Below are 25,710 nucleotides of genomic sequence, written 5' to 3'. Positions count from 1 at the left end.
GCACTAAGCCGAATGCTTACTTGGATATATATATATCTAAGCTGGAGATGAAGTTTCATCACAGCCTCAGCAATCTTCATCCCTAAGGAGAAAACTTCTCAAAGCCGGGAAGAGACTTTGTTATCATTAGCTGTTATCACAAAGAGATTACTATAGTTAGCCCCGTATTCTCATTTATTGAATGACATAGCTTCAATAAAAAAAATACGGGGCTAAAAATCTTTATATACTATTCGTATATTTGCGGCTCTCTTGAAGGCTTAACCAAATAGTCTTCTATATTAATATTCAGATATGCTGTTCCATCACCTGAAGCAGGATTCGAAGGACGGACATTATCCTTATGAGGATATGAGATGATATCAATCCTTTTCACATCTTTCTTCAGCTTGGGGAACAATAGGCTGACGTAGATGGCCTTTCCATTACAATTTTGGATAATCATAAGCCTATCCAGTTTACCTCCCCCATCATATCCACGTACCTTATACTGATCTCCTGTAACTCTATCCACAATGGTGTAACCTTTGCCATAGTTGAGCCATTGCCAATCCCAGTATATGTGCTGCAGAAAGGTGACCTTTGTATCGTTTTCTCTTATTTCTATCGAATGCAAAGAGATTTTTGTGCCAGCAGTTCGATTATATGGCCATTCGGCTATTTTAAGGCTATCCGTAGGAGCTACATAGGCTACTTTATACAGCTTTTGATTCACACTATCCCTGCGGAGTGAGATTTCTTCGGACAGCATCCTGTTTACACTGTCTCTTATGAACTCCAACTCGTGCAAACTCTTATTTTCCAATGAGGAGGTTTGAGCAAAAGCAATCAATGGAAACATTACAATACATAAAGTAAGTGCATAATTTTTCATGATATAATTTATTTTGGGGTACTTCTAAAAAATATTTCATTCTTTCTTTGTTGGCTCTTTACACCTGTCTGAAGTGCATTTAAACTCAGTGAAGAATCATATAGAATGAGGAGTATCTTCCGTACCCCTCTATCTAAACTACCACCCCTTATTCTGTATCAGGTTCAAATTCTTATCAATAAATGATTGCTTGAGCGGCCAGAAATACATTTTGTCCAAGAATGTTCTATTCATAACTACCGTTCTCTTATAGAAAGAATTCTCAGCTCCTATAGGGTTGTTATCATAGCCATATTGATTCATACCATAGATGGGAGTTTCAGCCAGTTTTTTTGAAATCTTCCATCTCCGCATATAATCATATCTGAATTTGCCTTCCATAGCAAACTCCACACGGAATTCTAAAGCGACTTGTCTTCTCAATTCATCTGCATTTCCTAATAAAGAAGTAGGCAAAGCAGGCAGACCTCCTCTTTCACGTATCTTATTCAGATAAATCAAAATATCAGGATTAGATGGATCTACTTCTACAAGCGCTTCAGCATAGTTCAAGTAAAATTCAGCCAAACGGAAAATTATAGCCGGACGATACACGCCAAGGTATCCGGTACGAGGGGTTGCCTCAGGGTCTAATCCCTTCCTTCCGTGATAGCCGCAAGCCGGCGTATCATGACTTGGTCTTCCGTCCGGCTGTTCCATAGCATACCCACAAGGTCCGTCTAATCCTACAACATAACTTTTCTGATACCGGATTGTTGTATAAAAACGCGGTTCACGATTTGCCCACATATTATATGTACCTTTAGGCACTACCAGTCCAACCGTCCGATCCTTATCAGAAAAATTCCATTTCGTATTGTCATAAATGTCTTCTTGCGTGAAAGCATCTTCTACATAACCGGAGGTCGGGTCCTGTATTTCTTTTCCATCTCTCATTCTGTAAACATCCACCAAGTTTTGCGTCAAACCAAATGAAGCGTACGAACCATTAGAACGAGGATTGAAGAAAAGCTCCATATTACCTCTTTCATTTTCTGCTTTAGACCATATTATTTCTTGATTGGTTTCACCCGTAGTAATAAACAAACCGACATTCGACATATAAGGATCTAATTCACCATCAGAAGCATAAACTTTATACAAAGAGTAAACACCTTTTTCAGCTAAATCAACAACTGCTTTATTTGCCTCTACAGCCTTTTGCCATTTTCCTCTGTCAAAACTTGCAGGAAACAACATCTCACCATCCGGACTCTTGAAATCTGCATAATCAGGATTTCCATTAAATAAAGGACTGGCAACCATAGTCCATAAATGCGCACGCAGAGCTAAACAAATACCTTTAGTCGGTCTACCAAAATCGGCTCGTTCATTAACCAATTTTTCCGGGAAGAAATTAGCTAATTCCACCAATTCCTTATCTAACCATTCCATCATTTGATCAACGGGAGTACGTGCCATCATCAGTTCGTCACTCGATGCCTGCGAACTAACAGCGTTTGTTAATAACGGTACAGGGCCATAAAGTTGTAACATGAAAGAATAGTAATAACAAATCAAATAGCGAACTTCATGTCTCATATATTCAACGTCACTCTCTGATAATCCTTGTTCCGGCAGTGCTTTTGCATTGTCCAGAAAAATATATCCGGAACGGATCGCTTTATAAAAATCAGACCAATAATCACGGTAACTGGTGCTTGGGTCACAACTGCCTTGAAGAGTGTTTATAATGGGAGCCCATCCGAATTGCACTAACTCCAGTGAAGGTTGAAAATCGTCAGAGAGCAATCCCATATCATTAATTATACGGTACATAGGGTCGGGTACATCCGAATAAATTCTGGCTAACCACTCATTTACTTTTTTACTATTACTGAATACCAGCTCCAGTGTCAACATATCATCCGGTTCTTTATCCAGAAAATCATCACATGAACTGCACATAAAAGAAACAGTTATTGCAGTAAGAATAGATACTATAATTTTTTTCATATTACTTAATTTAAAATGAAAGTTCAAAGCCTATAGAATATATTTTTTGATTCGGGTATTTTAGCCCTGTAGTGGAACCTAACTCCGGATCCCATAATTTGAAAGGAGAGAAAGTCAGCAAGTTCGTTCCTTTCAGGAATAACCTGGCATGAGATAACCGGCAAGCTGCCTGCCAACGTTTCGGAATTGTATAGCCAATCTCCGCATTCTTCAGACGCACGAAGCTCGAATTAACTAACCACCACGTAGAGAGTTTGTTGTTATTCTCATTAGTATAACTTGACAATCTCGGCCAGAAAACATTTTGATTATAAGGGTCATCTTCTTTCCAGCGGTCATCAACATTCGCGAACATATTTCCCAATGCTCCGGAGCCTGATCCTGGGATAAAACTATTTCCTCCCAATGAATTCGTAAAGTTTCCACTTCCTTGGAAGAAGAGGCTTATATCGAAATTCTTATATCGTAAAGAGGCTCCCAAACCGTATACGATTTCCGGCACATGAGGTTTACCGATTGGAGATTCATCAAGACTACTAACTACTCCATCTCCATCTAAGTCCAGATATTTTATATCACCGGGTTTCACAACTCCGAACTGTTCGGGAATTCCCTCTTTAAGTATTCCTTTCTCCGGGTCAACAAAATCGTCAGGTGTAAAAAGCCCTAATGCAATTAATCCATAATGTTGATTCAATGACTGTCCGGTTCTGGAACGACTTGTTGCCTTTAGCGCAGCAGGTTCATCTATTTCTATCACTTTATTACGTGCGAACGTAAAGTTTCCCCGAATAGAATAAGAGAAATCCTTATTCACATTCCTGTTTATCTCCAGGCTGATATCCGTTCCCATATTTTCTACCTTACCATAGTTGGCATACGGTGTTATTGCAAAACCGGATATTTCGGGTATCGTATTCCGTTGCATGAAAATATCATTTCTGTATTCTTTAAAGACATCTGCCTGTAAATTGATAAAGTTCCAAAGTCCTAATTCTAATCCGAGATTTATTTTCGTTGCAGTTTCCCAAGTTAAATCAGGTATACCGAATTCCCCTTCCTGATATCCGGCATAATTTTGATTTTCAGTCCAGCCCCATCTATAACCACCTCCACTATTTATAGTAGAAATATAGGCAAAACGACGGCCATTCGAGATCTTATCATTCCCAACCAATCCTAATGATCCTCTCAATTTCAATTTAGATATGACTTTATTATTCTCAAGGAACGGTTCATTGGAAACCATCCATCCCATTGCCACTGATGGGAAAAAGCCAAAACGATATCCCTTTTTGAAATTTTCAGAGCCATTATATCCAAAATTAAACTCTCCAAAATATTTATCTTTATAATCATAAGCCAGACGTCCTGCAAGTCCCTGATTTCGATACGGAAGAGAAAGAATTGCATTCCCGGCGTTCCCATCGACATATTCGCGCATGTTAAACAAGAACAATCCATTCAGAGTATGATCTCCAAAGTTTTTATCATAAGAGAGACGTGATTCAAAGTACAAAGTACGATTACCACCACCATCTTTTTTATATCCCAGAAACTCATCACCTTCATTCACGATGTTTGTAATCAAGTTACCTTCTTCATCGCGTCCTGACGCCCAATATTGGGTAGGATTTTTTGTACGTTCCTGATTAGAGAAACTCCAATTGTCAAATGAGAATGTTACTTTCGCTTTCAATCCCTCCAATGGTTTCCAAATACCTTTCATATCCTGTTCCAAAGCAACCGTAGACTGAATGGATGATTGGTAGTTTTTTATATATCCTTGTTGAGTGGCTTCTACCCACGGATTTTTCTGGTCGGCATTTTTAGGATATTGTCCGTTAGAGTAAACGGCAGGATGTGCTACCGGACTCTGCTTAAATGCATCATTCAAAATCGTTGTAATATCACCCGGTGATAGTCTGTTATAGATATAACCTCCTAAATTTACAGATAAAAGGGTAGAATTGGTCAAGTTAAGTTCCACATTGCTTCTTACATTATAACGGCTGGCTCCCAATTGATTATTGTATCCTACATTTTTATCTCGTACCATATACCCTTCTTCATTAAAGTAGCTCACAATTAAGCTGTAGCGTAATCTCTCGGTACCACCATTGACATCTACACTGGCACGCGTACTCGGAGCAGAATTCCTAGTCAACAAATCCAACCAGTTTACATCAGGATATAAATCCGGGTCTGTATGATCCCGTGTAGCAGTAATCTGTTCCGGAGTAAAAGCTACAGGTTGTCCTGAAAGTCTGCGGGCTTCATTGGTCACTTCCATAAATGTAGCACCATCTACAAACTTCGGCAGTTTCGTAGGAGAGGAAACACCATAATCAGCTTTAACCACAACGCGCGGGTTACCCAATTTACCTTTTTTCGTTTCCACCAAAACCACTCCATTGGCACCTCTCACACCATATATCGCCGTAGCGGAAGCGTCTTTCAAGATTGAGAAAGATTCAATTTCTTCAGCGGAAATACTGTTTATGTCCCTTTCAATACCGTCAACTAATACCAAAGGATTGGCATTGGCGCCAAATGTGTTAATACCGCGAATCCAAAAATCAGAAGAATCATAGCCAGGCTCTCCTGTACGTTGCACTGCAATAATACCCGCCAGTTGACCTGCCAAAGCATTGCTTAATGTACGTGTCTGGTTTGATTGAAGAGCTGCTGGACGGACTGTAGTAATAGCCCCTACCACACTCTCTTTCTTTTGCGAGCCATAACCAACAACCACAACTTCGTCCAAGCCCTGGGTATCCGGTTCCATCTGTACATTCAGCACCAATTGATTTCCAACTTTTACTTCTACAACTTTAAAACCAACATACGTAAATCGTAAAACAGATGACTCGTCTTCTACATTGTAAATCGTGTAATTACCATTTACATCCGTAATTACTCCATTATTAGTTCCTACTTCGCTGACATTAACCCCTATGAGAGGTTCCTCAAATTCATCGATTACCTTTCCTGTAATTTTTAATGCTTTTCCATTAGCAGCATAGATTGTATTGACACCTGCCGCGACCATAATAAGAATGAGGATAATCATTCGCCTTATTACAACAAATGTCTTTCCTGCATTGACTAAACGAGAGAAATTTTCTGTAATCATATATTAGATTGATTAATAATTTACATGGTATATATTTTCTTTCTCGGGGATAAGGATGTGCCCATGTGTGAAAGCACATCCTTTTTTGTTTTTCGACTATGTTACTCTTTTCATAATATTTGTATTTAATTGTTAGACATAATAATTATCAATATATAATGGTTTACAAGCGGATTGTCATTTCTTTCCCTGCATAATTTACTTCTGTATATTTACTACTTTCATTTATGCCAATACCATTAGCCTCATCCACTATAATAAACCGGAATTTACGCTCTTTCAACATTCCGGGAAAAGTTCCTTTTCTTTTATCTATTTGAAGCTCTTGCTTATTATCGTTCCACCGGAAACAAATTGTCGAAAACTTCCCTTTTTCATAGTTATAATTATCATTTTCATCTTCATAAAGTACAAACTCCCCATCTGCACCCTTATAGATTCTTATCTCAAGATTATTCCAGTCCTTCTCTTCGGCATATTGTACAAAGGGTCCCATTGGAAGAATGGTTCCTGCTTTTATATAAAGCGGCATTATATCTATCGGAACTTCACGAACAATATCCTGGCCTCCTTTTATGGTTTTACCTGTCCAAAAATCTACCCAGTCATAACCTTTGGGGAGATAAACGTTCTGCCTCTTAACTTCATTGAAATTCAAAAGGGTTTTATCACCATTACGTCCTATATACATTGGCTCTGTAACCGGATTCACCAAAATAGACGTACCGAAAAGATACTCACTGTCCATATCGTACACACGTGTATCATGAGGAAAATCCATCATTAAAGCACGCATCATACTTCCGGCATGTTGTGTCACTTGATAAGATGTAGAATAGATATAAGGTAAAAGTCTATAGCGTAGATTAATATAATCGGCAATAATATCATATCCCCAATCTCCTTTTCTGCCGAACTGATAGATTTCGCGAGGCGTCTGTGTTCCATGCGAACGCATCATCGGTGTAAAAGTAGCAAATTGTAACCAACGCACATACAACTCATGGAAAGTAGGGTTATTAACTCCACCGGGATAATAGTTGTTGGAATAAAAGCCGCCAATATCCGTATTCCAGTAAGGTATACCGGACAAAGAGAAATTCAATCCTCCTGAGATTTGTTTTCTCAGAACACCCCAATTAGACACAATATCACCCGACCAGGAATTGGCTCCAAATCGTTGTTGACCGGCAAAAGCCGAACGGGTAAGAATAAATACACGTTTATCAGAAGCCAAAGCCCGTTGACGTTCATGAATTCCACCAACTGTGAGTAAGGGGAAAGCATTACGAACATTACGATAAGTTCCTAAATATGTCTTCGTATTAAGAATGTCTGAATTATGATTAGCTTGTTCAGGTTCGGTAGCATCCAGCCACCAGCCATCCATGCCAAGCGAAAAGATATTCCGATTCATATAATTCCATAACAAATCACGGGCAGCAGGATTATAAGCATCATAAACCTTACCTATACCATTAGGAGAAGAAGGAAAATCGAGCAACATCCCCTTTTCGTCCATTTCTTTATAAATATTAGTGGCAGGACCGAAACATGGCCATACAGAAATAATGGCATGTGCATTTAAACTATGAATATCGTTCACCATTTTTTGCGGATCAGGGAAATGAGGATTAAGAAACTCCACAGCATTCCACTGAGGATCTTTTTCTCCCCAATAACGCCAATCCTGTACTATACCGTCCAGAGGAATCCTCTGTTCCCGATACTTTTTAACTACACCTACAATCTCATCTTGGCTGGCATAGCGTTCTTTTGACTGCCAATATCCGTAAGTCCACAACGGGAACATGGGCGCATCTCCGGTTAATAGCCTAATTTGCCTAATCACTCCATCAGCATTACCTCCGAACATAAAGTAATAATCTATACAATCACCCGATGCCGAATTAAAGCTCATACCTTGTGCATTATCAATAAAATCGGTAGGAGAATAATTATCCCAAAAGAGTGCATAGCCTTTGACAGAATGGATAATAGGAACACAAATATCCATATTGGTCTGTTGCAAATGAATGCGTTGGTTTCGTTGGTTCATACGACCTTCCTGGTGTTGCCCCAGTCCATAAATGGCTTCATTCTTATCCAATAAGAATGTTTGTTTCAACAAATAAGTTTGTTCGGATCCATATACCTGAGGAGTAATCTCCACTCCATCATTTTTCTCTTGTAACAAGGCATTATTATCCTTATCCGTATATACTATCTGTCCTGTCGACAAGTCAATCATGACTGTTACGGATGATGTTTTCAAAGTGCATGTATCATTCACCCGTTTTACCTCATAAGACACCTTTCCCGGCTTCAAGATAACAGAAAAAGATTCCTTTTCCGGTCTGTCATTCTTCGGATACTTCAATATACGAATAATCTCAGGCGTATATACCTGAACTTCTACCATATAATTCCCGATACCAAACCGCAAGTTATCGTCAGATTTTGCAGCACTCGCCACTGTTATAAACAAGCAGCACGTCATAAACAAGAATACTTTTTTCATTTCATTAGTTTTTTCTGCGAACCTACCACCCGCAACTTAATTTCCTCTTAAAATTCAATTAATGCTCTAAAATGCCATTCAAATATCATTAAGCAAAGATTAACAACATATTAAATCCGCAGTACAAACGCTATATTTCGCCTTTGCGATTTTATAATAAGGAAAATATAGCTATTTTTGCCGTACAACCATCCTTATTCTTTTATGATGCACAAAATTCTTATATCCATTCTTCTCTTATGCCTCTATTCACATACGAAAGCAGAGAAGCACAATTATGGACTACACTTAGTTTCTTATCCGGCTAATGCTTCTCAAATGTCTTCTTTAACACTCGAAAATGGCCAACCTATATATCTTGAAGAAGAAACCACCCTCTCTTTCGAAATGTACGCCCGACAAGAAAATCCTTTTGGTGTCATTTTCAGGATTCTGGCAGACGGTAATAAGAACATTGACCTATATTATACAGCCAATGAACAATTAAAAAGATATCCTATTTTTGTTATCGGCGAAAACATATATCCACTAACAGATCATGTTATTTATCATCAGTGGACACCTATACATATTACCTTTTCCAGAAAGACTGAGAAAATACAGATTATATTCGGGACAGAAAAGAAAGAGATACCTTTTCCTGTTACGAAAACAAAGCATATATCCATATCTTTCGGGCAATGTGACTTTGACAACTTCAAATTGGTAGATATAGCATCTGTTAATATAAGAAATATAAAAATCATTCAAAACGACAAGTTAGTCCGCTATTGGAAACTAAACAAACATCACGAGAATAGTTGCTATGATGAGATTCATAATATTCCAGCCATAGCCCGCAATCCACATTGGTTGATTGACGAATATGCTACCTGGCAAAAAGTATTTAGTTGCGAGGTGGTATGGAATTCATCTTTCGCCTTTTCGCCGTATACAAAAAAGTTCTATATCACTCAAGATTCTAAAGAAGTAATTGTATTTGATACTGACCGGAATAAAGAACAAAGAATTCCTGTTATCAATGGGCAAGTGGCCGCCAATACTCCTGGACGACTTGTCGTTTCAGAAAAAGGAGAGCGGTTGATGTCTTATAATACAGTTCAGAATAATGTGTCCTTCTTCTCGTTTGATACCCAGGCTTGGAGCAATGATTTAAAACTCAATACAGATTACACCTTAAACAACTCGACTATCTATTCAGAAAAAGATTCATCTGTTTATTCATTTGGCGGATACAGTTTTTATCATTACAATCATAAACTGACGCGCATTAATCCTTGGAAAGGTACTTTCAAGGAAGACACCCTCGAAAGTATTCCTCCTCGTTATGCCTCCTCACTTGCGATAGTAAACAACACCTTATACATATATGGAGGAAGAGGGTCAAAAACAGGCAAGCAAGAATTATCCCCTCGCACATATTTTGACTTGTATGCTGTAGATTTGAACACTGATAAAGTGACTAAATTGTGGGAGCAACATAACACACCTGATGATTTTCTACCTGCAGAGAATATGCTCTACGATAAACAGAATGAGTGCTTCTATATTTTCACTACCCAAAACGGATGGCAACTGATGAAACTTACCACTTCTGATAAAACACCCGAGATTGTATCTTTTCCTCTTAATATTTCAGACCCACAAAAACAATACCTCTATTTAAATCTGTACTACTCACCCGAACAAGAAAAACTATATGTCTTATCATTTCAAGCCAATATAGATAAAGAGGGAGTAGTAGATATTTTCTCACTTCCTTATCCACCCGTATCCTTAAATAGCCTTGAGCAACCACTTGCCCAACTGCAAGAGGATAAATACGCTTTTCTCTATTATCTTATTGGCGGAATAGGATTAATGTTACTATTGGCAGCGAGCATAATACTTTACTGTAAGAAGAAGAAGGATACAAGAGGGAGTAGAGCAATTATGCCAACCGCCGAATCATCCCGTGCCCACTCTCATAAACAGCACATTTGTCTTTTAGGAGAATTCAGCGTGAAAGATAAAAATAACAATGAAATATCTAATTTATTCTCTCCATTATTAAAATCACTGCTAATACTTCTTATATTCCACTCAGAACAATCCACCAAAGGTGTTTTCGGCTCTAAAATCATACAAATCTTATGGCCGGACAAGGATGAAAAAGCTGCTCAAAACAGCAGGAATGTACACCTCAGTAAACTGAAAACCTTAATGGAAAAGATTGAGGGCGTGGACTTAATAAAGAACAATGGCTATTGGAGTATTCATTTCAATCAAGATAATATCTGCGACTATATTGAAGCTATGAGATTAATGAAGAATTATGAAAGCCTAAAAAATAAAGAAAATAAAGATTTAGACCGGCTACAAGAACTGTTACTTCATGGAGTTCTCCTTCCTGACACGTATGCAGAATGGATTACCCCATTCAAAAAAAGATTCTCGACATCAGCTACTGAGTTACTCCTAAAAATATATAGGAAACATCAAGATGAATTCAATGATGAACTAAAATTAAAAATAGCCGATACTCTCTTTCTGCACGATTGTATAAATGAAGACGCACTCTACATCAAGTGCTCTATTCTATGGAAATATGAAAAAGTAGAAACAGCCAAAGATGTTTATAATAATTTTTGTGCGCTATACTACAAGCTAACAAAACAGGACTATACATATACTTTGGAAGAATTAACCGGAATAAATCAATAAATTCAGTAAGCGTCCAGAGATGACATCTTGATGCCTCTCGTTTCCCCTTTACCATTGCTGCATAACTGAAAAACATGTACAGCAAATGTAGTGAATCGGCTGGGTATGAACTACAAGAACGAGCAGGAACATTCAGCCGACCAGATTGCACGTGAACTACTAAAGTTTAAAGGTATCAACCCCGATGGATTAGCTTCCGCACTTTCAAAAATCACCGATTACTACAATATACAGCAACGCGATGATAAGTTGCTTCGTTACGGTAGCATTGACAAACTGAGAAAACGAATAGAGAAAGCCGGTAAAGTAGAATACCAAAGTAGTCGTCCTTATCTTAAAGTTACATCAGATATCATAACTTTCAATGCCACCATGAATGTGACAGACCAACGATATAAGGAAGCTGCGAGGTTAATACAAAAGAATATCGACAACAATCTGGCTACTGATCATGACTATATTGTTTTAGTGAAGTCCCAAATGGCGCTTTACAACACAGAAGAAGTAAACGAAGAATGTATCGCTTTGCTCGGGAAGGCCAAAGAGTTGGCAGGAGAAAGTCCTAATCTTGACATATATAAACAGGATATTCTGCTGTCAATGCGCATGAACAAACAAGAGAAAGCCACCAGCACTTTAAAACAATATCTGGAGTTGCTTTCCCAATATCAGGAACAAGGAATACGGGAAGAAGAGAAAGCATGGACAAGCGAAGAAATAAGTTGGGCAGAGCAATTATTAGATAAGATCAACAGACTATAAAAAATCATCCCGTGAGACGAAAAAGTTAGTCTCACGGGATGAATTTGACTGCTTCAATTCCCCTCATCCTTAGAGTTCATTAGTCCACCAGTCGTAACCGCAGTTATGACAGATGTGCCGTTCGTCTACATCTGTAGAGGTGCTGGCGCTTAGTAATTCGTTGGTATCTCTGCGACGCTCTTCGACGCGACGTTTGGTTATAAGTCTTTCGAATACAGATGATCTCATCTGGTGACATCTGGGACAACGTTGGTGTACAACTCCATAATACATGCCCAAGCCCATACCCAAAGTAATGATCCATATTGCCACAATACCCAAGAAAGAATCGTAGGCTCCGTACGACTCTATAATCTCAATCGTTATCTGGATACTTGGAATACCGCCGAAAAGCGAGCCTAAGGTTAGTACCCAATTGGGTATCACGCGGATATGAGCGAATATATAGAGCCATATACCATAGCATAAAGTGACAATGATAAATGGAACGAGCATGTACATAATGATTATATTGAGAATTGTCACGCTTTCGATTGCATGGATCAGTTTGCTCAGGGCATTCCCGGTTTCTATCTTTTTGTCGATACCGACATTCATTTCTGCAACCTTTTCAATGATGGCTTTGTCGGTATCAGGGTTATCGCCCCAATATTCGAAAAAACGCCATACAAGGGTACTGCTATATTTCTGTTCTTTATCTCTTGGATTGTATGCTTTTGCTTCAATCCAGTTATCTCTATCGTCTTTTTTGATTACGGCGATATTTGAAGATTGTATCAATCTTGCCGTCTCATTTATATGGGTACTTTTCCCAATTCTATCTATAAACACTTTGAAATGATATGGATAGGCGGCTGACGGTTTTACTTTAGACAGTTGGCGCCCCTCTGCATCGTAAAAAACAGTGTCGCCTACGCGTACAGGATGTTCACTCATGTTCTTGCGTGTACGGAATATCCGCATCCGAACATTGCCAAGGGTATCGTAGGTGTACTGCATTTCTCTGTATGCGCCTCCCCATTCTTCTCGTTCAATTAGTTGGCGCACACGGTTCGATTTGTTGGCGGCTGTCACAGAAAGGGATCCAATAAAAAAGAATCCTATAATCACTAAAGACAGTTTCAGGGTTTTCATTTTGTCGCAATTCATTTAATTCTTCACTTTTAATCTTGGGAAATACTATCTCGAATGTGGGTAAAGATATAGCAAATCTATCAAAAACAAACATTTTGCCGAAAAATAATTCAATTAAGTAAGCGTAAAAAAAATAAGTAGGGATAGTTTTTGATGAAGGAAAGGGGCTGCATCTCATCAGTGCCGTCTTAATCTGTACCAAGTTATTTTTAAATCATTACTAAGCCATTTGCAATATGCTGAAAGCAGGATAGAGGGTTTGTATGAAGAATCCCTTAAAAAATGTAACGTTCAGAAAAGTCTTTGTAACATCTTTCCTGCAGATTAAGAAAAACATCGTTTATCTTTGCCGGTGGATGTAATTCTCTAAAAACAGATGTAGTTCTTTAAAAAACAGGAAAACATGAGAAACAGGAAGATACGTTTATTCGCACAGATTGTTTTATTGAGTATGATGATGGGCGTTTCTGCATTCGCGCAGAATATTCCGTTGGTGTATGACGTCGAAAACACAGGAGTCAACAATCCGCCGCCAGTGCTATCGGGTATCAACGAGCTGCCGGTAGTCAAACCGCTGACCGACCCTTTCCAATGGGCAGACAGAAGCGGCCGTTCAACCAACTTCAAGGACTGGAGCCGGCGCCGTGCCGAGATAGCCCGTGAAATAGAACATTATGAAATAGGTGAAAAGCCCGTAGTGCCAAAGAAAGATATTACCGCCGATATAGTGGACGACACTCTCCGGGTAAATGTAACAGTGAACGGACAGACACTCACTCTTAAAGCAAAGATCACTTATCCGGAAGGTAAGGGCCCTTTCCCCGCCATCATCGGAATAGGCAGAGGTACAGGCAGTCTGCCTGCCGAAATCTTCACCAGTCGCAATATTGCGCAAATAGCATTCAATTTCACGCAGGTCATGTCGCACACGCAGAAGCGCGGCAACGAACCCATCAACAAACTATACCCCGACCGCACTGACATGGGTGCTTATTGCGCCTGGTCATGGGGAGTAAGCCGCATCATCGACGGACTGGAAATTGTAGGGAAAAAGAGTAAGATTGACCTCAAACATCTTGCCATATCCGGCTGCTCCTTTGCCGGAAAGATGGCTCTCTTTGCCGGAGCATTCGATGAGCGCATTGCACTCACCATCTCCCAGGAACCGGGTGGCGGCGGTGCTGCTGCCTGGCGTGTATCCGAAACCTTGGGCGAAGTAGAAACCTTGGGCAGAACCAGCCATGCCTGGTTTATGGAAAGTATGTTCCAGTATAAGGAAGAGAATGTAGCGAAACTGCCGTACGACCATCACGAACTCTGTGCCATGATAGCGCCACGTGCACTACTGGTGCTCGGAAATCCGGACTATGTATGGCTGGCGGACGAATCGGGTTACGTATCCTGTCGTGCAGCCCGCAAGGTATGGGAAACCTTCGGCATTGCCGACCGAATGGGTTTCTCCATCGTAGCCGAACATGGTCATTGCCAACTACCTGCCAACCAATATCCTGAAGTAGAAGCGTTTGTAGATAAATTCCTGCTTGGAAAGAAAGATGCGAATACGGAAGTCACCATCGCGCCGCTTTACGAGAAAGTAGATTATGAACGCTGGTGCAAGTGGTGGGGCAGCAATGAACCGTCTTTCCCTTAATAATACATTCATGCGAATCAGCGGTTGATTCGCATATTCACCTGCTCCAAGGAGGTCGGAAAAAAAGAGAGAACTTGATAGAAGTTCTCTCTTTTTTCATTGTTGGCAAGCCGTTTTATTCTCCGCCGCCACCGGTAGTGCCACCACCTTGGCTACCACCACCATCTTTCACATCGTCGTTACTGATAGAGCGGGCAGCTTTCTTCACGCTGGCTCTCAATTCACCGATGCGATAGCTGATACTCATACCGAACGAACGGTTGGAATAGCGGGTCTTGCTGGTAGAATAGAAATTTTCACCGAAAGTTGTATTGTTGAAGTTCAGATACTTCGAGAAGAGGTTCGTCCCATAAACGCTTACCGTCAACCGGTCTTTGAGGAACGAGCGATTCACACTCAAACTATAGAAAGAATAGCCGCTGCCTTTTCCCTGCAAAGAGATGTAAGGCGTACTTCCGCCGGCATTCAGACTGGCACGCAACTTCCACGGGAAAGTATGCTGAATACCGCCAAACATAGAACCCTGCCAACCGTAATTGTGCAAATTCTGCGCCGGACTCTTAATATCCGAATAACCACCACGACCATTCATGAAAAGACGTGTCTGAGGTAATATACGCCAATCAAGATACAAACTCATATCCGTGCGGCGGTTCTTACCTATATTCTCATACGTACTGTAAAGGGCGCCTTCGGGAGCAGTATGCGCTCCATCGTCAAACTCTTCTCCGCCTTCACCTATCAAACGGCTTACGTTCTCAAGTCCATTATTATTGAATGAGTGGCGCAACGATACATTGATGCTAAGTTTGGACGTGAAGCTACTGTAATTCAGATTAAACGCATGACTCTTCTCGCTCTTCAGTTCCGAATTACCCTGACGGATGAACATAGGATTGCTATCATCAAAGTAAGGATTCAAAGACCGAATACCGGGGCGATAGATGCGCATGTCATATCCTCCGCGCAACGTCTGCGTAGGTCCCAGCTTGATACCCATAGATACGGAAGGTACCAAATCACTATAATCCACCTTGAAATCTTCGCCCGCACCGACGATATAGCGTACATCCTGCGCCGTATATTCAAAGCGCAAACCGGGCTTGAAAGTGAAATCCTTGTAACGCAACGTATAGCCCAGGTAAGCGGCGAGGATATCATTCAAATGTTCGTAGTTGCTGCTTCGGTCTTCGTTGTAAACATAGTCGCCATTACCCTCACTACTTCTGTCTTCCTCAAAACGATTCTCGCTCACGTTGTTGCGGATGATGTACTTCATACCTGCCTCTATGGTATGTAGTTTACCAATAGGTGTCGTATAGTCCACCTGGAAAGTATGCTCTGTAGTATTAGTCTTACTGAAGATGTGAGAATTATAAAGTTGGAAAACGCTGGGCACCTGATAGCGATCCAGATAGCGATTACGGCTATCGCTTTCCTGCGGCTGGGTGTTGATTTTGTACGACAAGGTCAGCATACGATTCTTGTTCTTCTTTGAGGTACGTTGGTAATCGACGTTACCGCGGATGGAATACCACGAACCGCTACCTTCCATCAGAGACCGATAGCCATACGCCCTTGTGTCGTAAGTTGCATCCCACATATCGGTTTTACTTTCCGATTCATTGTCGTTTCCACCGCCATACATACCTACGGACATGGTAATGAGTTGCAAAGTATCTATTTCGTAACTGGCCTCCAAGTTGCCATTTTGAAATTGTCCGTTATAATCCGATTCGGTAGAAGACTCCAGGTACTTCTGGTCGGTAGAGTTATAATCTTCCCGATAGCTATCCGAATAAACGGTGGGCTGGGTACTATAATTGTAATTGTAATTGCCGGTCAGTGTCAGCTTGCCTTGTTTGATGGTGGCGTAGGCACTACCGCCCACTCCCGTATTACTGGCACGACCGCTGAAAGTAGCCGTATATCCTTCGAATCCGCTACCAACGGTTACAATATTGAGGATACCTCCAACTCCTTCGGCATCATACTTTGCTCCCGGCGAGGTGATAACTTCAATGTATTTAATAGTATTGGCAGGCATACTTTTCAACACATCCTTGGGGTTGTTGCTCATCATATTGTTGGGCTTGCCGTTGACGTGTATCTTGAAGCTGCTGCTACCGTTTACCTGGATATTGTCTTCGCCATCCACCGTTACGAGAGGCACTTTGCGCAACATCTCTATTACGTTATTGGTTTTTGAATCGGGGTCGTCTTCAATGTTATACTCTATCTTGTCTACATCCACCTTTACCAAAGGTTTCTGAGCTATTACTTCCACCTGTCCCAGTTCATTGGAAGCGTCCATAATGTACAGTGTACCGAAGTCCACCAATTGTTCGCCCGCTTTCACGGAGAACTCTTTCACGATAGCGTTTCTACCGACAGAAGTAATGGTCATCACAAAATTACCCGTTCCCGGAATTTTCTCCTGGAACTTACCTTTCATGTCTGTTACCAGCATCTTCAACGCTCGGGCTGGCGCTTCTTTCTTTACTATCTTAATAGTAGCATACGGTTCTCCATCCTGAGTCAACGAGTCAAGCAAGACTCCTTTGATTTGGAACGAAGTTGTCGCATTCTGTGCTGCTACCAATGAGGATATCACCAACATTATGAGCAACAAGGGGCATTTAATTTTCATTTCTGTTTTTTAGTTTGTTTGATGAATATTAAGTCAATGTTTTCGTATTAGACGCAGTTTATCCTCAAAAGTTACACAGGAGCGGCAAAATTAGGCAGTTTTCTTTTAGCTTACGAGGTTTTCGGAGTTAAAAAACACAAAGAGAAAAGGGAAACTCTGTTATTATCTGTTATGATTGCCTAAGTAGCTGTTCATAATTAGTTTATACTATCATTTTTTAGACGCGGATGACGCGGATCTCTTTTTNNCATTTAAAAATCCGCGTCATCCGCTTATTCCGCGTCGTCCGCGTACCCATTTTTACCACTAAATTCTCATTTATAATACAAACTGACGAACACTATAAACTCACACCAAATAAAAGAATAACAGCAAGCAAACGTTAACCGCAATCACACAGCCAAACCCGCGAAGCACCCACCGCCGCAACGGACTCCGACCACCCGCAAAGAACAGCGCATAGCACATATTCACTGTTATATTACTCACAATAGCCTGCATACAGCAAGCCGTCACCACCAGCACGGCAACGCCCGAATCTTGCAACAGGTTCAGAATAAACGGAGTAATATCACTCAGCCCCGCAATAAAAGACAAAACGTTCAAACCGCCCGTACCGGTATAAACCAGCGTGTAATGCGTCACAATCGTAAATACCACAAACAGAACGGCAAAAATCAGCGCCACTTTAAATTCCAACGGGTTACTGCCGTCTTCTTCCTCTGTCTCCTCTTCGGATGCCGGCACCGGTTTGCGCCTTCTGTGCAGATACCATGCCACCCCCGCCGTAACCACAGACATAATAAGCAGATAAGGATAAATCGCAGCAAGAATCGCACTGCTGAATATACCTATCAATATAAGGAAACGGAGAAACATCATACTGACAGCCAGCAACATCGCCGCCGCATACTCAGGCGCTTCCTGCGCAGGCGCCTTGCGACTCTTACGCGCCAGCACGGAAATAGTAGCCGTACTGCTATACAACCCACCCACAATGCCGGACACCAGGATACCGGACTCGTGGAATACATACCGCCTCAGCAGATAAGAAAGGTACGAAATACCGGATACCACCACCGTAGCCAGCCAGATGGAATAGGGTGTCAGATTAATACCGGGTATGAGGTTTTCGTTCGGCAGCATCGGAAGAATAATACCGCTGATAGCCAGGAACTTGGCAAGGGTAATCATCTCATCATTCTTCATGCGCTGCGCCAGTTCCGTAAAGGTATGCTTCAGTTCTGTGAAAAGCAAAACCGTAACCACCACCATCACATAAAACCAGGAGGGTTGTGTTTCTACAATCGGGGCAATGCAATAAGTGATGAGTGCAATAATAATGGTAGTCACCCCGAAGATATGAAACTGAGATTGCTTGACGTAGTAGTTCAGTCCAAGCAGCAATCCGAGGATAGCGCCACCACCCATAAACAGGCGATATTCCACCGGGTCGAGAATATAAAGCAGATATCCCAGAATACCTATGAAAGTGAATGTCCTGTCCGTACCGAACAGCGTTTTTTCACCCTCACGCTTCAAACTGATTTTCCGTTGTGAAAGTCCTATTAATAAAGAGAACAAGGTCACCAATACAAAGGTGACCAGCTCTCTTGGCAGATATTCATAAAGTTTTTCCATTACTGTTTCACCAAGTGGTATATGGATGCTTCATTAATTGAGAATTATAATACCGGATATCACCCGTCACTTCCTGTCCGATAAAGTTGGGCTTCTCGAAAGCTTCATCTTCCGAACCCAGTTCTACTTCGGCAATCACCAGCCCTTCGTTTTCGCCGTAGAACTCATCCACTTCAAACGTGTGCCGTCCGCTGTGCACCAAGTAACGGGTTTTATCTATAACGCCCGGCTCACAGAGTTTCATCAGTTCTTCCGCTTCAGCAAGCGGAAGTTCTTTTTCCCACTCATAGCGGCTGATGCCCGACGCGTTGGAAGCTCCTTTTATCGTAAGGTAACCTTTCCCGTCGCGGATACGCACCCGCACAGTCCGCCCTCTGGCGCTACTGATATATCCCTGCACTATGCGGCTTTGTAGATACGCTTTCGACTTATACTCCCCCGTTACGAGGAATTTCCGTTCTATCTCTTGCGACATTTATCTGTTATTTTCCCAAGAAAGAATAGCCTATCAGCATAACAAGTGCCAAAATCAATGCGGCAACACCAATAATCAGTAACACTCTTTTCGCTTGTTGTTCCTCTCTCTGAGCGCGTAAAACTTTTTTCTTACCTTTTCCCATAACGTATTTCTTGTATTTAAAGTTCAACCGGTAACAAAGTAAAAGGAAATCCGGGAAGTTTCCAAATGAAAGATGTACTTTCTTTTGTTCCGGTTGGTATTTTGCCTGCATTATTCATACTACAGATTTGGGGTTTGTAGTCCGATAGAGCAGGAAAAACAACTGTTTAGAATGCCAGAATCTCGAAAACGTGAAATATACATGCTTTAAGAATCTCAAAAACGTGAAAAGAAAGCAATCATGAGGCGAAAAATTTATCAGAACCTATTGGAATGGAAGAAAGAGCGAAAAGGTGATGTAGCTCTTTTGATAGAAGGTGCAAGACGCATAGGAAAGAGTTATATCGTTGAGGAGTTTGCCCGTAATGAGTATGACTCATATATTCTTGTTGATTTTAGTAAGGTGAATCCTCAAGTAATGGAGTTCTTCAATCTCTACTTAGATGACCTCAATACACTTTTCTTAAATCTGGAACTTTATTTCAGAAAGAAACCAAGGTTAGCGCCATCTTTGAAGAAATTCCGGGACAATTGCAGAAACATGAAAAAAAGTTCCGTCTCACGGCGTTGCAGGGCGATGCGCGTATGCGGGACTATTCACAAGCCTTTTTCTGGTTGAGCGATGCAAAAATTATTAATTGCTGCTACAACTCTACGGAACCAAGTATCGGGCTGAAACTTAACGAGGAGCGCACTACGCTAAAATGCTATATGGGCGATACGGGCCTACTCATAAGCCATGCATTTGACGAGCGAGGCATTGTGAGCGAAGAGCTTTACCAGAAGTTGATGTTCGATAAATTAGAAGTGAATGCCGGTATGTTAGTAGAAAATATAGTGGCGCAAATGCTTCGTGCTTCCGGACATAAACTTTACTTTTATAGTAAAGGCTCGAACACCTCTGCAGAAGACCGAATGGAGATAGATTTTCTCATTGCAAAGCCTGTCATCACCAGCAGACACAATATTTCGCCGATAGAAGTGAAGTCGGGCAGCCAATATACCCTCACTTCGCTTAAAAAGTGTATCGCCAAATATGGCAACCAACTCTCTACACCTTATGTGCTTCACGATAAAGATATGAAAGTAGAAGACAGTATAATGTATCTGCCATTGTATATGACTCCTTTATTGTAGTATACCGGGGCTTCATTCCCCCTGCCCCGCAAACTCCATCAGATATGCTTTAATAAAACCATCAATCTTGCCGTCCATTACTCCGCCCACATCGCTGGTTTGGTAGTTGGTACGATGGTCTTTCACACGGCGGTCATCGAACACGTAGCTTCGTATCTGCGAACCCCATTCTATCTTTTTCTTCCCTGCTTCCACTTTAGCCTGTTCTGCCATGCGGTGCTGAAGTTCTTTATCATATAAGATGGAGCGCAACTGGCGCATGGCATTCTCACGGTTCTTGGGTTGGTCGCGGGTTTCGGTATTCTCAATCAGGATTTCTTCTTCCTCACCCGTATAAGGGTCTTTGAACTGATAGCGCAGACGTACACCGGACTCTACCTTATTTACATTCTGACCACCGGCGCCACTGGAACGAAAAGTATCCCAGGAGATATTGGCGACATTGATGCTTACCTCAATCGTATCGTCTACCAACGGAGTTACGAACACCGAAGCAAAAGATGTCATACGCTTGCCCTGCGCATTGTAAGGAGAGACACGCACCAGACGATGAACACCATTCTCCCCTTTCAGGTATCCGTAGGCATAATCACCTGAGATTTCGATAGTACATGTTTTGATTCCCGCCTCATCGCCTTCCTGCAAGTTAGAGATAACGGCTTTATAACCATTGGTTTCAGCATAGTGCAAATACATACGCATCAGCATGTTTGCCCAGTCCTGACTCTCGGTGCCGCCTGCGCCGGAGTTTATTTTCAGAACACAATCCATCTGGTCAGCTTCATCGCGAAGCATATTCTTCAGTTCAAGTTCCTCAACCGCCGAAAAGGCTTTTGCATAAGCATCGTCTACTTCCGCCTCTGTCACAAGTTCGTCCTTATAAAAGTCAAAGGCAAGCTCCAGTTCGTCCGCCAACGTTTTTACTTCATTGTAGCCGGTAATCCATTGTTGCAAACCTTTCACTTTCTTCATCTGCGCCTCGGCAGCTTTCTGGTCGTCCCAGAAACCCGGAGCCTGAGTACGTAATTGTTCTTCCTCGACCTGCATTTTCTTTCCTTCAATATCCAAATAACGGCAAAGCGCTTCGGTACGCTCCTTAACATTTTTCAGTTGTTCTACGGTAATCATAAGTTATATATTACAATTATACGATTGAAATCATTCTTACCCGCATTATTCATATTGTAAGAGTTAGAGAAGTTATCACTTTGTCAGGCTTTAAGGAGTTAAAGCCGATAGTATTGCTATATGACTCATGGAGTATCGGCTTTAACTCCTAAGCCAACTTGTTGGCTGATAACTTCTTTAACTCCCCTAACTCCTAAAGTATGAATAATGCAGGCTTAATAATGAAAAATCTTTCATTTGGAGGGCAAAGGTATGAAAAAAACGCATATTTTTGTAGCTATCATTTTAATTACTCAATATATGAACAAACTATTTCGACAATTTGGTTTATCGTTTATTCTATTAGTAGCGATAAGTTTGGGAAGTTGTACATCGAAGTATAACTATGAAACAGTGCCTAACGACCCGCTAAAGGCGCGAATCTACACTCTCGACAATGGTCTGAAAGTCTACATGACCGTGAATAAGGAAACTCCGCGCATACAAACATACATTGCCGTACGCGTGGGCGGGAAGAACGACCCTGCTGAGACAACCGGACTGGCTCACTACTTTGAACATCTGATGTTTAAGGGTACCTCACACTTCGGCACACAGAACTATGAAACGGAAAAGCCTTTGCTCGACCAAATCGAAGAACAGTTTGAGATCTATCGCAAAACAACCGACAGCATTGCCCGTAAAGCCATCTATGCAGAAATAGACAGCATTTCGTACGAAGCGTCCAAGTATGCCATTCCCAATGAGTACGACAAACTGATGGCAGCCATCGGCGCCAACGGGACGAACGCTTATACCAGTTTCGACGTGACCTGCTACACCGAGGATATTCCCAGCAACCAGATTGATAACTGGGCGAAAATCCAGGCGGAACGCTTTAAGGATTGTATCATCCGCGGTTTCCATACGGAATTGGAAACGGTTTACGAAGAAAAGAACATGTCTCTGACGCGTGACCCCCGCAAAGTGTACGAAGCAGTGCTTTCTTCACTCTTCCCGCACCATCCTTACGGCACACAAACCGTGCTCGGCACGCAGGAACATCTGAAAAACCCTTCTATCACGAATATCAAAGAATACTATAAAGAATGGTATGTGCCCAACAACATAGCCATCTGCTTGTCCGGTGACTTTGACCCCGACCAGATGATTGCTACTATTGATAAGTATTTCGGCGTCCTGGAACCGAATCCCGACCTTCCGAAGTTGGACTTACCGAAAGAAACCGATATAACCACGCCCGTAGTTCGTGATGTTCTCGGCCCGGATGCGGAAAGTGTTGCCTTGGCATGGCGTTTCCCGGGAGCTGCAAGTAAGGATGTGGAAACATTACAGGTGGTTTCCCAGATACTTTATAACGGACAAGCCGGCTTATTCGACCTTGACCTCACCCAACAGCAAAAGACTTTAAGCTCCTACTGCTATCCCATACCGATGAGCGACTACAGCGCCCTGTTGATGCAGGGACGCCCTAAACAAGGACAGACTCTGGACGAAGTAAAAGACCTCATGCTGGGCGAACTGAAGAAACTCCGCGAAGGAGATTTCGACGAAAAGATGCTGGAAGCCAACATCAACAACTTCAAGCTGTACCAATTGCAACAACTTGAAAGTAACGATGCACGCGCCGACTGGTTTGTTCAATCGTTCATCAACGGCAGCAACTGGGCGGACGAAGTGACTGTGCTCGACCGCATGTCCAAGCTGACCAAAGACGACATCGTAGCCTTCGCCAACAAATATCTGAAAGACAACAACTACGCCGTTGTCTACAAGAAGCAAGGCAAAGACCCGAACGAAATAAAAATGTCGAAGCCCGCAATCACTCCCATCGTGATGAACCGCGACACTGCCAGCGCTTTCCTGAAAGAAATACAGGCTGATGCAGTGCAACCTATCGAACCGGTATTCCTTGATTTCGCCAAAGACCTTACCCAACTGAAAGCAAAAGCGGACATCCCCGTGCTCTACAAGCAGAACACTACGAACGATATCTTCCAGTTGATATACCTCTTCGACATGGGTAACAACAACGACAAGGCGCTCGGTACCGCCGCCCAATATCTTGAATACCTCGGCACTGCCGACATGACTCCGGAAGAAGTGAAAAGCGAATTCTACCGCCTTGCCTGTTCATTCTATGTATCCCCGGGCAGTAAACGTACGTATGTGACGCTTTCGGGCCTCAATGAGAATATGCCTGCCGCTATGGCTCTCTTCGAAAAACTGTTGGCTAGCGCTCAGGTCAATAAAGATGCATATACCAATATGGCAAAAGATATCCTGAAGAGCCGCCAGGATGCCAAACTGAACCAGATGCAGAATTTCTCACGCCTGATGAGTTATGCTGCTCATGGGCCGAAGTCTCCGGCTACCAACCTGCTGACCGAAGCGGAACTTACCGCCATGAACCCGCAGGAACTGATAGACCGCATCAAGCAATTGAACGGTTTCAAGCACCGTATCCTTTATTACGGCCCCAGCAACCAGGACGATTTGCTTGCCATCATCAACAAAGAGCATCAGACACCGGAAGCCTTAAAAGAGATTCCCGCAGGAGATGAATTCAACGTAGTGCTCACCCCTGAAACAAAGGTTTTCATCGCTCCTTACGAAGCCAAGCAGATATACATGGCGCAGTTCTCCAATAACGGAGAAATGTTTGACCCTGCCATCGAATCGGGACGCCAACTGTATAACGAGTATTTTGGCGGCGGAATGAACTCTATCGTATTCCAGGAAATGCGTGAAAGTCGCGGACTGGCCTACTCTGCCTGGGCAACCATACGACAACCGGATTATCTGACGGAGCCTTATACTCTGCGTACTCAAATTGCTACCCAAAATGATAAGATGCTGGACGCCATCAATACGTTTAACGACATCATCAACAACATGCCGGAATCCGAAGCAGCCTTTAAGCTGACTAAAGAAGGTATCATTGCCCGTCTGCGTACCGACCGTACCATCAAGATGGGTGTTATTTGGGATTTTATCAACGCGCAGGATTTGGGACAGAACGTCGACAGCCGTATTAAACTGTACAACGACGTACAGAGCATGACGTTGCAAGATGTGATTGACTTTCAGAAGAAGTGGATAAAAGGACGTTCTTATACGTACTGCATCCTCGGTGATAAGAGAGATTTGGACATGGAAGCTCTGAAGAAAGTCGGGCCGGTTACAGAGTTGACACAGAAAGATATCTTCGGATATTAATATAAAGTATTTCAGTTTCGCAAGTTACTGGTATTACTGATTAACAGTAATATCTCAGTATTGATTAACAGTAGTATCCCTATTCTCCTCCTCCCGGGAGGAGGAAAATAGAGATACTACTGATTGTTTTAACTACTGATTTATATTATCACTGTATGGTGACCGAAGCCTGTTGCAAATCCTCGTCTTTGGAACTTCCACCTACCATGATATCATAATCGCCCGCACATACTCTCACCGTATTGGATTGTTCATCCCACCATTCCAGTTCCTTATCCTTCAGGTCAAACTCCACTTGAAGAGTTTTCCCCACCGGAATGAATACGCGCTTAAAGGCACGCAGAGTTTTGACAGGTCCTTCCGCATCCCCTTGCTTTTTGAGATAAACCTGCACCACTTCTTCTCCGTCACGTTTGCCTGTATTTGTGACGAAAACAATCAGTTTCAGAGATTGACCGGCAGTAAGCTCATTCTTATCAAATGCCACCTCGCCATAACCGAATGTTGTATAGCTAAGTAGGGTGTCCAGTTTTACGTTCC

Annotated in this window: 17 protein-coding genes; 6 read left to right on the top strand and 11 right to left on the bottom strand. The window is 42.0% G+C overall.

Going from position 1 to position 25,710, the window contains the following annotated elements; translation table 11 throughout:
* Window positions 1-229: 229 nt before the first annotated feature.
* The 4 genes from B2Z67_RS10510 to B2Z67_RS10495 form a co-directional block, all read right to left on the bottom strand.
* A complete protein-coding gene (locus B2Z67_RS10510; protein WP_291529785.1) occupies window positions 230-874 on the bottom strand; it encodes a hypothetical protein in 645 nt (214 codons plus the stop codon).
* Window positions 875-1,012: 138 nt separating this feature from the next.
* Window positions 1,013-2,869, bottom strand: coding sequence for a RagB/SusD family nutrient uptake outer membrane protein (locus B2Z67_RS10505; RefSeq protein WP_291529784.1), 1,857 nt, complete (start codon window positions 2,867-2,869; stop codon window positions 1,013-1,015).
* Window positions 2,870-2,879: 10 nt separating this feature from the next.
* On the bottom strand, window positions 2,880-6,005 hold the full coding sequence (locus tag B2Z67_RS10500) for a SusC/RagA family TonB-linked outer membrane protein (RefSeq protein WP_291529783.1): 3,126 nt from the start codon (window positions 6,003-6,005) through the stop codon (window positions 2,880-2,882).
* 163 nt (window positions 6,006-6,168) lie between these two features.
* Complete coding sequence (locus B2Z67_RS10495) at window positions 6,169-8,526, bottom strand: TIM-barrel domain-containing protein (RefSeq protein WP_291529782.1); 2,358 nt, start codon at window positions 8,524-8,526, stop codon at window positions 6,169-6,171.
* Between the two features lie 318 nt (window positions 8,527-8,844).
* Between B2Z67_RS10495 and B2Z67_RS10490 the strand changes: the two genes are divergently transcribed.
* Both B2Z67_RS10490 and B2Z67_RS10485 read left to right on the top strand, forming a co-directional pair.
* Complete coding sequence (locus tag B2Z67_RS10490) at window positions 8,845-11,229, top strand: hypothetical protein (RefSeq protein ID WP_291529781.1); 2,385 nt, start codon at window positions 8,845-8,847, stop codon at window positions 11,227-11,229.
* A 105-nt stretch (window positions 11,230-11,334) separates the two neighbouring features.
* A complete protein-coding gene (locus B2Z67_RS10485) occupies window positions 11,335-11,991 on the top strand; it encodes a hypothetical protein (RefSeq protein WP_291529780.1) in 657 nt (218 codons plus the stop codon).
* Between the two features lie 69 nt (window positions 11,992-12,060).
* Here B2Z67_RS10485 and B2Z67_RS10480 read toward each other — a convergent pair whose 3' ends face one another.
* Window positions 12,061-13,140, bottom strand: a complete 1,080-nt coding sequence (locus tag B2Z67_RS10480; protein ID WP_291529779.1) for a hypothetical protein — start codon at window positions 13,138-13,140, stop codon at window positions 12,061-12,063.
* A gap of 388 nt (window positions 13,141-13,528) precedes the next feature.
* On the opposite strand from B2Z67_RS10480, the gene B2Z67_RS10475 reads away from it, so the two are divergent.
* Window positions 13,529-14,776 carry an alpha/beta hydrolase family protein gene (locus tag B2Z67_RS10475; protein WP_291529778.1) on the top strand — a complete coding sequence of 416 codons (1,248 nt, stop codon included), beginning with the start codon at window positions 13,529-13,531 and terminating at the stop codon, window positions 14,774-14,776.
* 115 nt (window positions 14,777-14,891) lie between these two features.
* Here B2Z67_RS10475 and B2Z67_RS10470 read toward each other — a convergent pair whose 3' ends face one another.
* The 4 genes from B2Z67_RS10470 to B2Z67_RS10455 all read right to left on the bottom strand — a co-directional run bounded on the left by B2Z67_RS10470 (window position 14,892) and on the right by B2Z67_RS10455 (window position 19,687).
* A complete protein-coding gene (locus B2Z67_RS10470) occupies window positions 14,892-17,426 on the bottom strand; it encodes an outer membrane beta-barrel family protein (RefSeq protein ID WP_291529777.1) in 2,535 nt (844 codons plus the stop codon).
* A gap of 348 nt (window positions 17,427-17,774) precedes the next feature.
* Window positions 17,775-19,067, bottom strand: a complete 1,293-nt coding sequence (locus B2Z67_RS10465; protein WP_291529776.1) for an MgtC/SapB family protein — start codon at window positions 19,065-19,067, stop codon at window positions 17,775-17,777.
* Window positions 19,068-19,074: 7 nt separating this feature from the next.
* Window positions 19,075-19,542 (bottom strand): CYTH domain-containing protein, encoded by a 468-nt coding sequence (locus B2Z67_RS10460; RefSeq protein WP_291529775.1) that lies wholly within the window; start codon window positions 19,540-19,542, stop codon window positions 19,075-19,077.
* A gap of 7 nt (window positions 19,543-19,549) precedes the next feature.
* Window positions 19,550-19,687, bottom strand: a complete 138-nt coding sequence (locus B2Z67_RS10455; protein WP_291529774.1) for a hypothetical protein — start codon at window positions 19,685-19,687, stop codon at window positions 19,550-19,552.
* Between the two features lie 240 nt (window positions 19,688-19,927).
* On the opposite strand from B2Z67_RS10455, the gene B2Z67_RS10450 reads away from it, so the two are divergent.
* The gene (locus B2Z67_RS10450; protein WP_291529773.1) at window positions 19,928-20,305 is read left to right on the top strand and encodes an AAA family ATPase; all 378 of its coding nucleotides are present in this window, start codon (window positions 19,928-19,930) and stop codon (window positions 20,303-20,305) included.
* Window positions 20,218-20,823: a DUF4143 domain-containing protein gene (locus B2Z67_RS10445; RefSeq protein WP_291529772.1), complete on the top strand. Its 606-nt coding sequence runs from the start codon at window positions 20,218-20,220 to the stop codon at window positions 20,821-20,823. The genes B2Z67_RS10450 and B2Z67_RS10445 overlap by 88 nt, the downstream gene beginning before the upstream one ends.
* 12 nt (window positions 20,824-20,835) lie before the next feature.
* On the opposite strand, the gene prfB is transcribed toward B2Z67_RS10445, so the two are convergent.
* Window positions 20,836-21,951: a peptide chain release factor 2 gene (gene prfB / locus B2Z67_RS10440; protein ID WP_291529771.1), complete on the bottom strand. Its 1,116-nt coding sequence runs from the start codon at window positions 21,949-21,951 to the stop codon at window positions 20,836-20,838.
* Between the two features lie 300 nt (window positions 21,952-22,251).
* On the opposite strand from prfB, the gene B2Z67_RS10435 reads away from it, so the two are divergent.
* A complete protein-coding gene (locus B2Z67_RS10435) occupies window positions 22,252-25,170 on the top strand; it encodes a M16 family metallopeptidase (RefSeq protein ID WP_291529770.1) in 2,919 nt (972 codons plus the stop codon).
* 148 nt (window positions 25,171-25,318) lie between these two features.
* Here B2Z67_RS10435 and B2Z67_RS10430 read toward each other — a convergent pair.
* The coding region (locus tag B2Z67_RS10430; RefSeq protein WP_291529769.1) for a fibronectin type III-like domain-contianing protein at window positions 25,319-25,710 on the bottom strand (392 nt) is incomplete at its 5' end.

The organism is Bacteroides sp. UBA939 (genome assembly GCF_002293435.1).
Taxonomy (GTDB): domain Bacteria; phylum Bacteroidota; class Bacteroidia; order Bacteroidales; family Bacteroidaceae; genus Bacteroides.
Note: the sequence above shows the minus strand (reverse complement) of the source record. Positions and strands in the feature narration are given on the sequence as shown.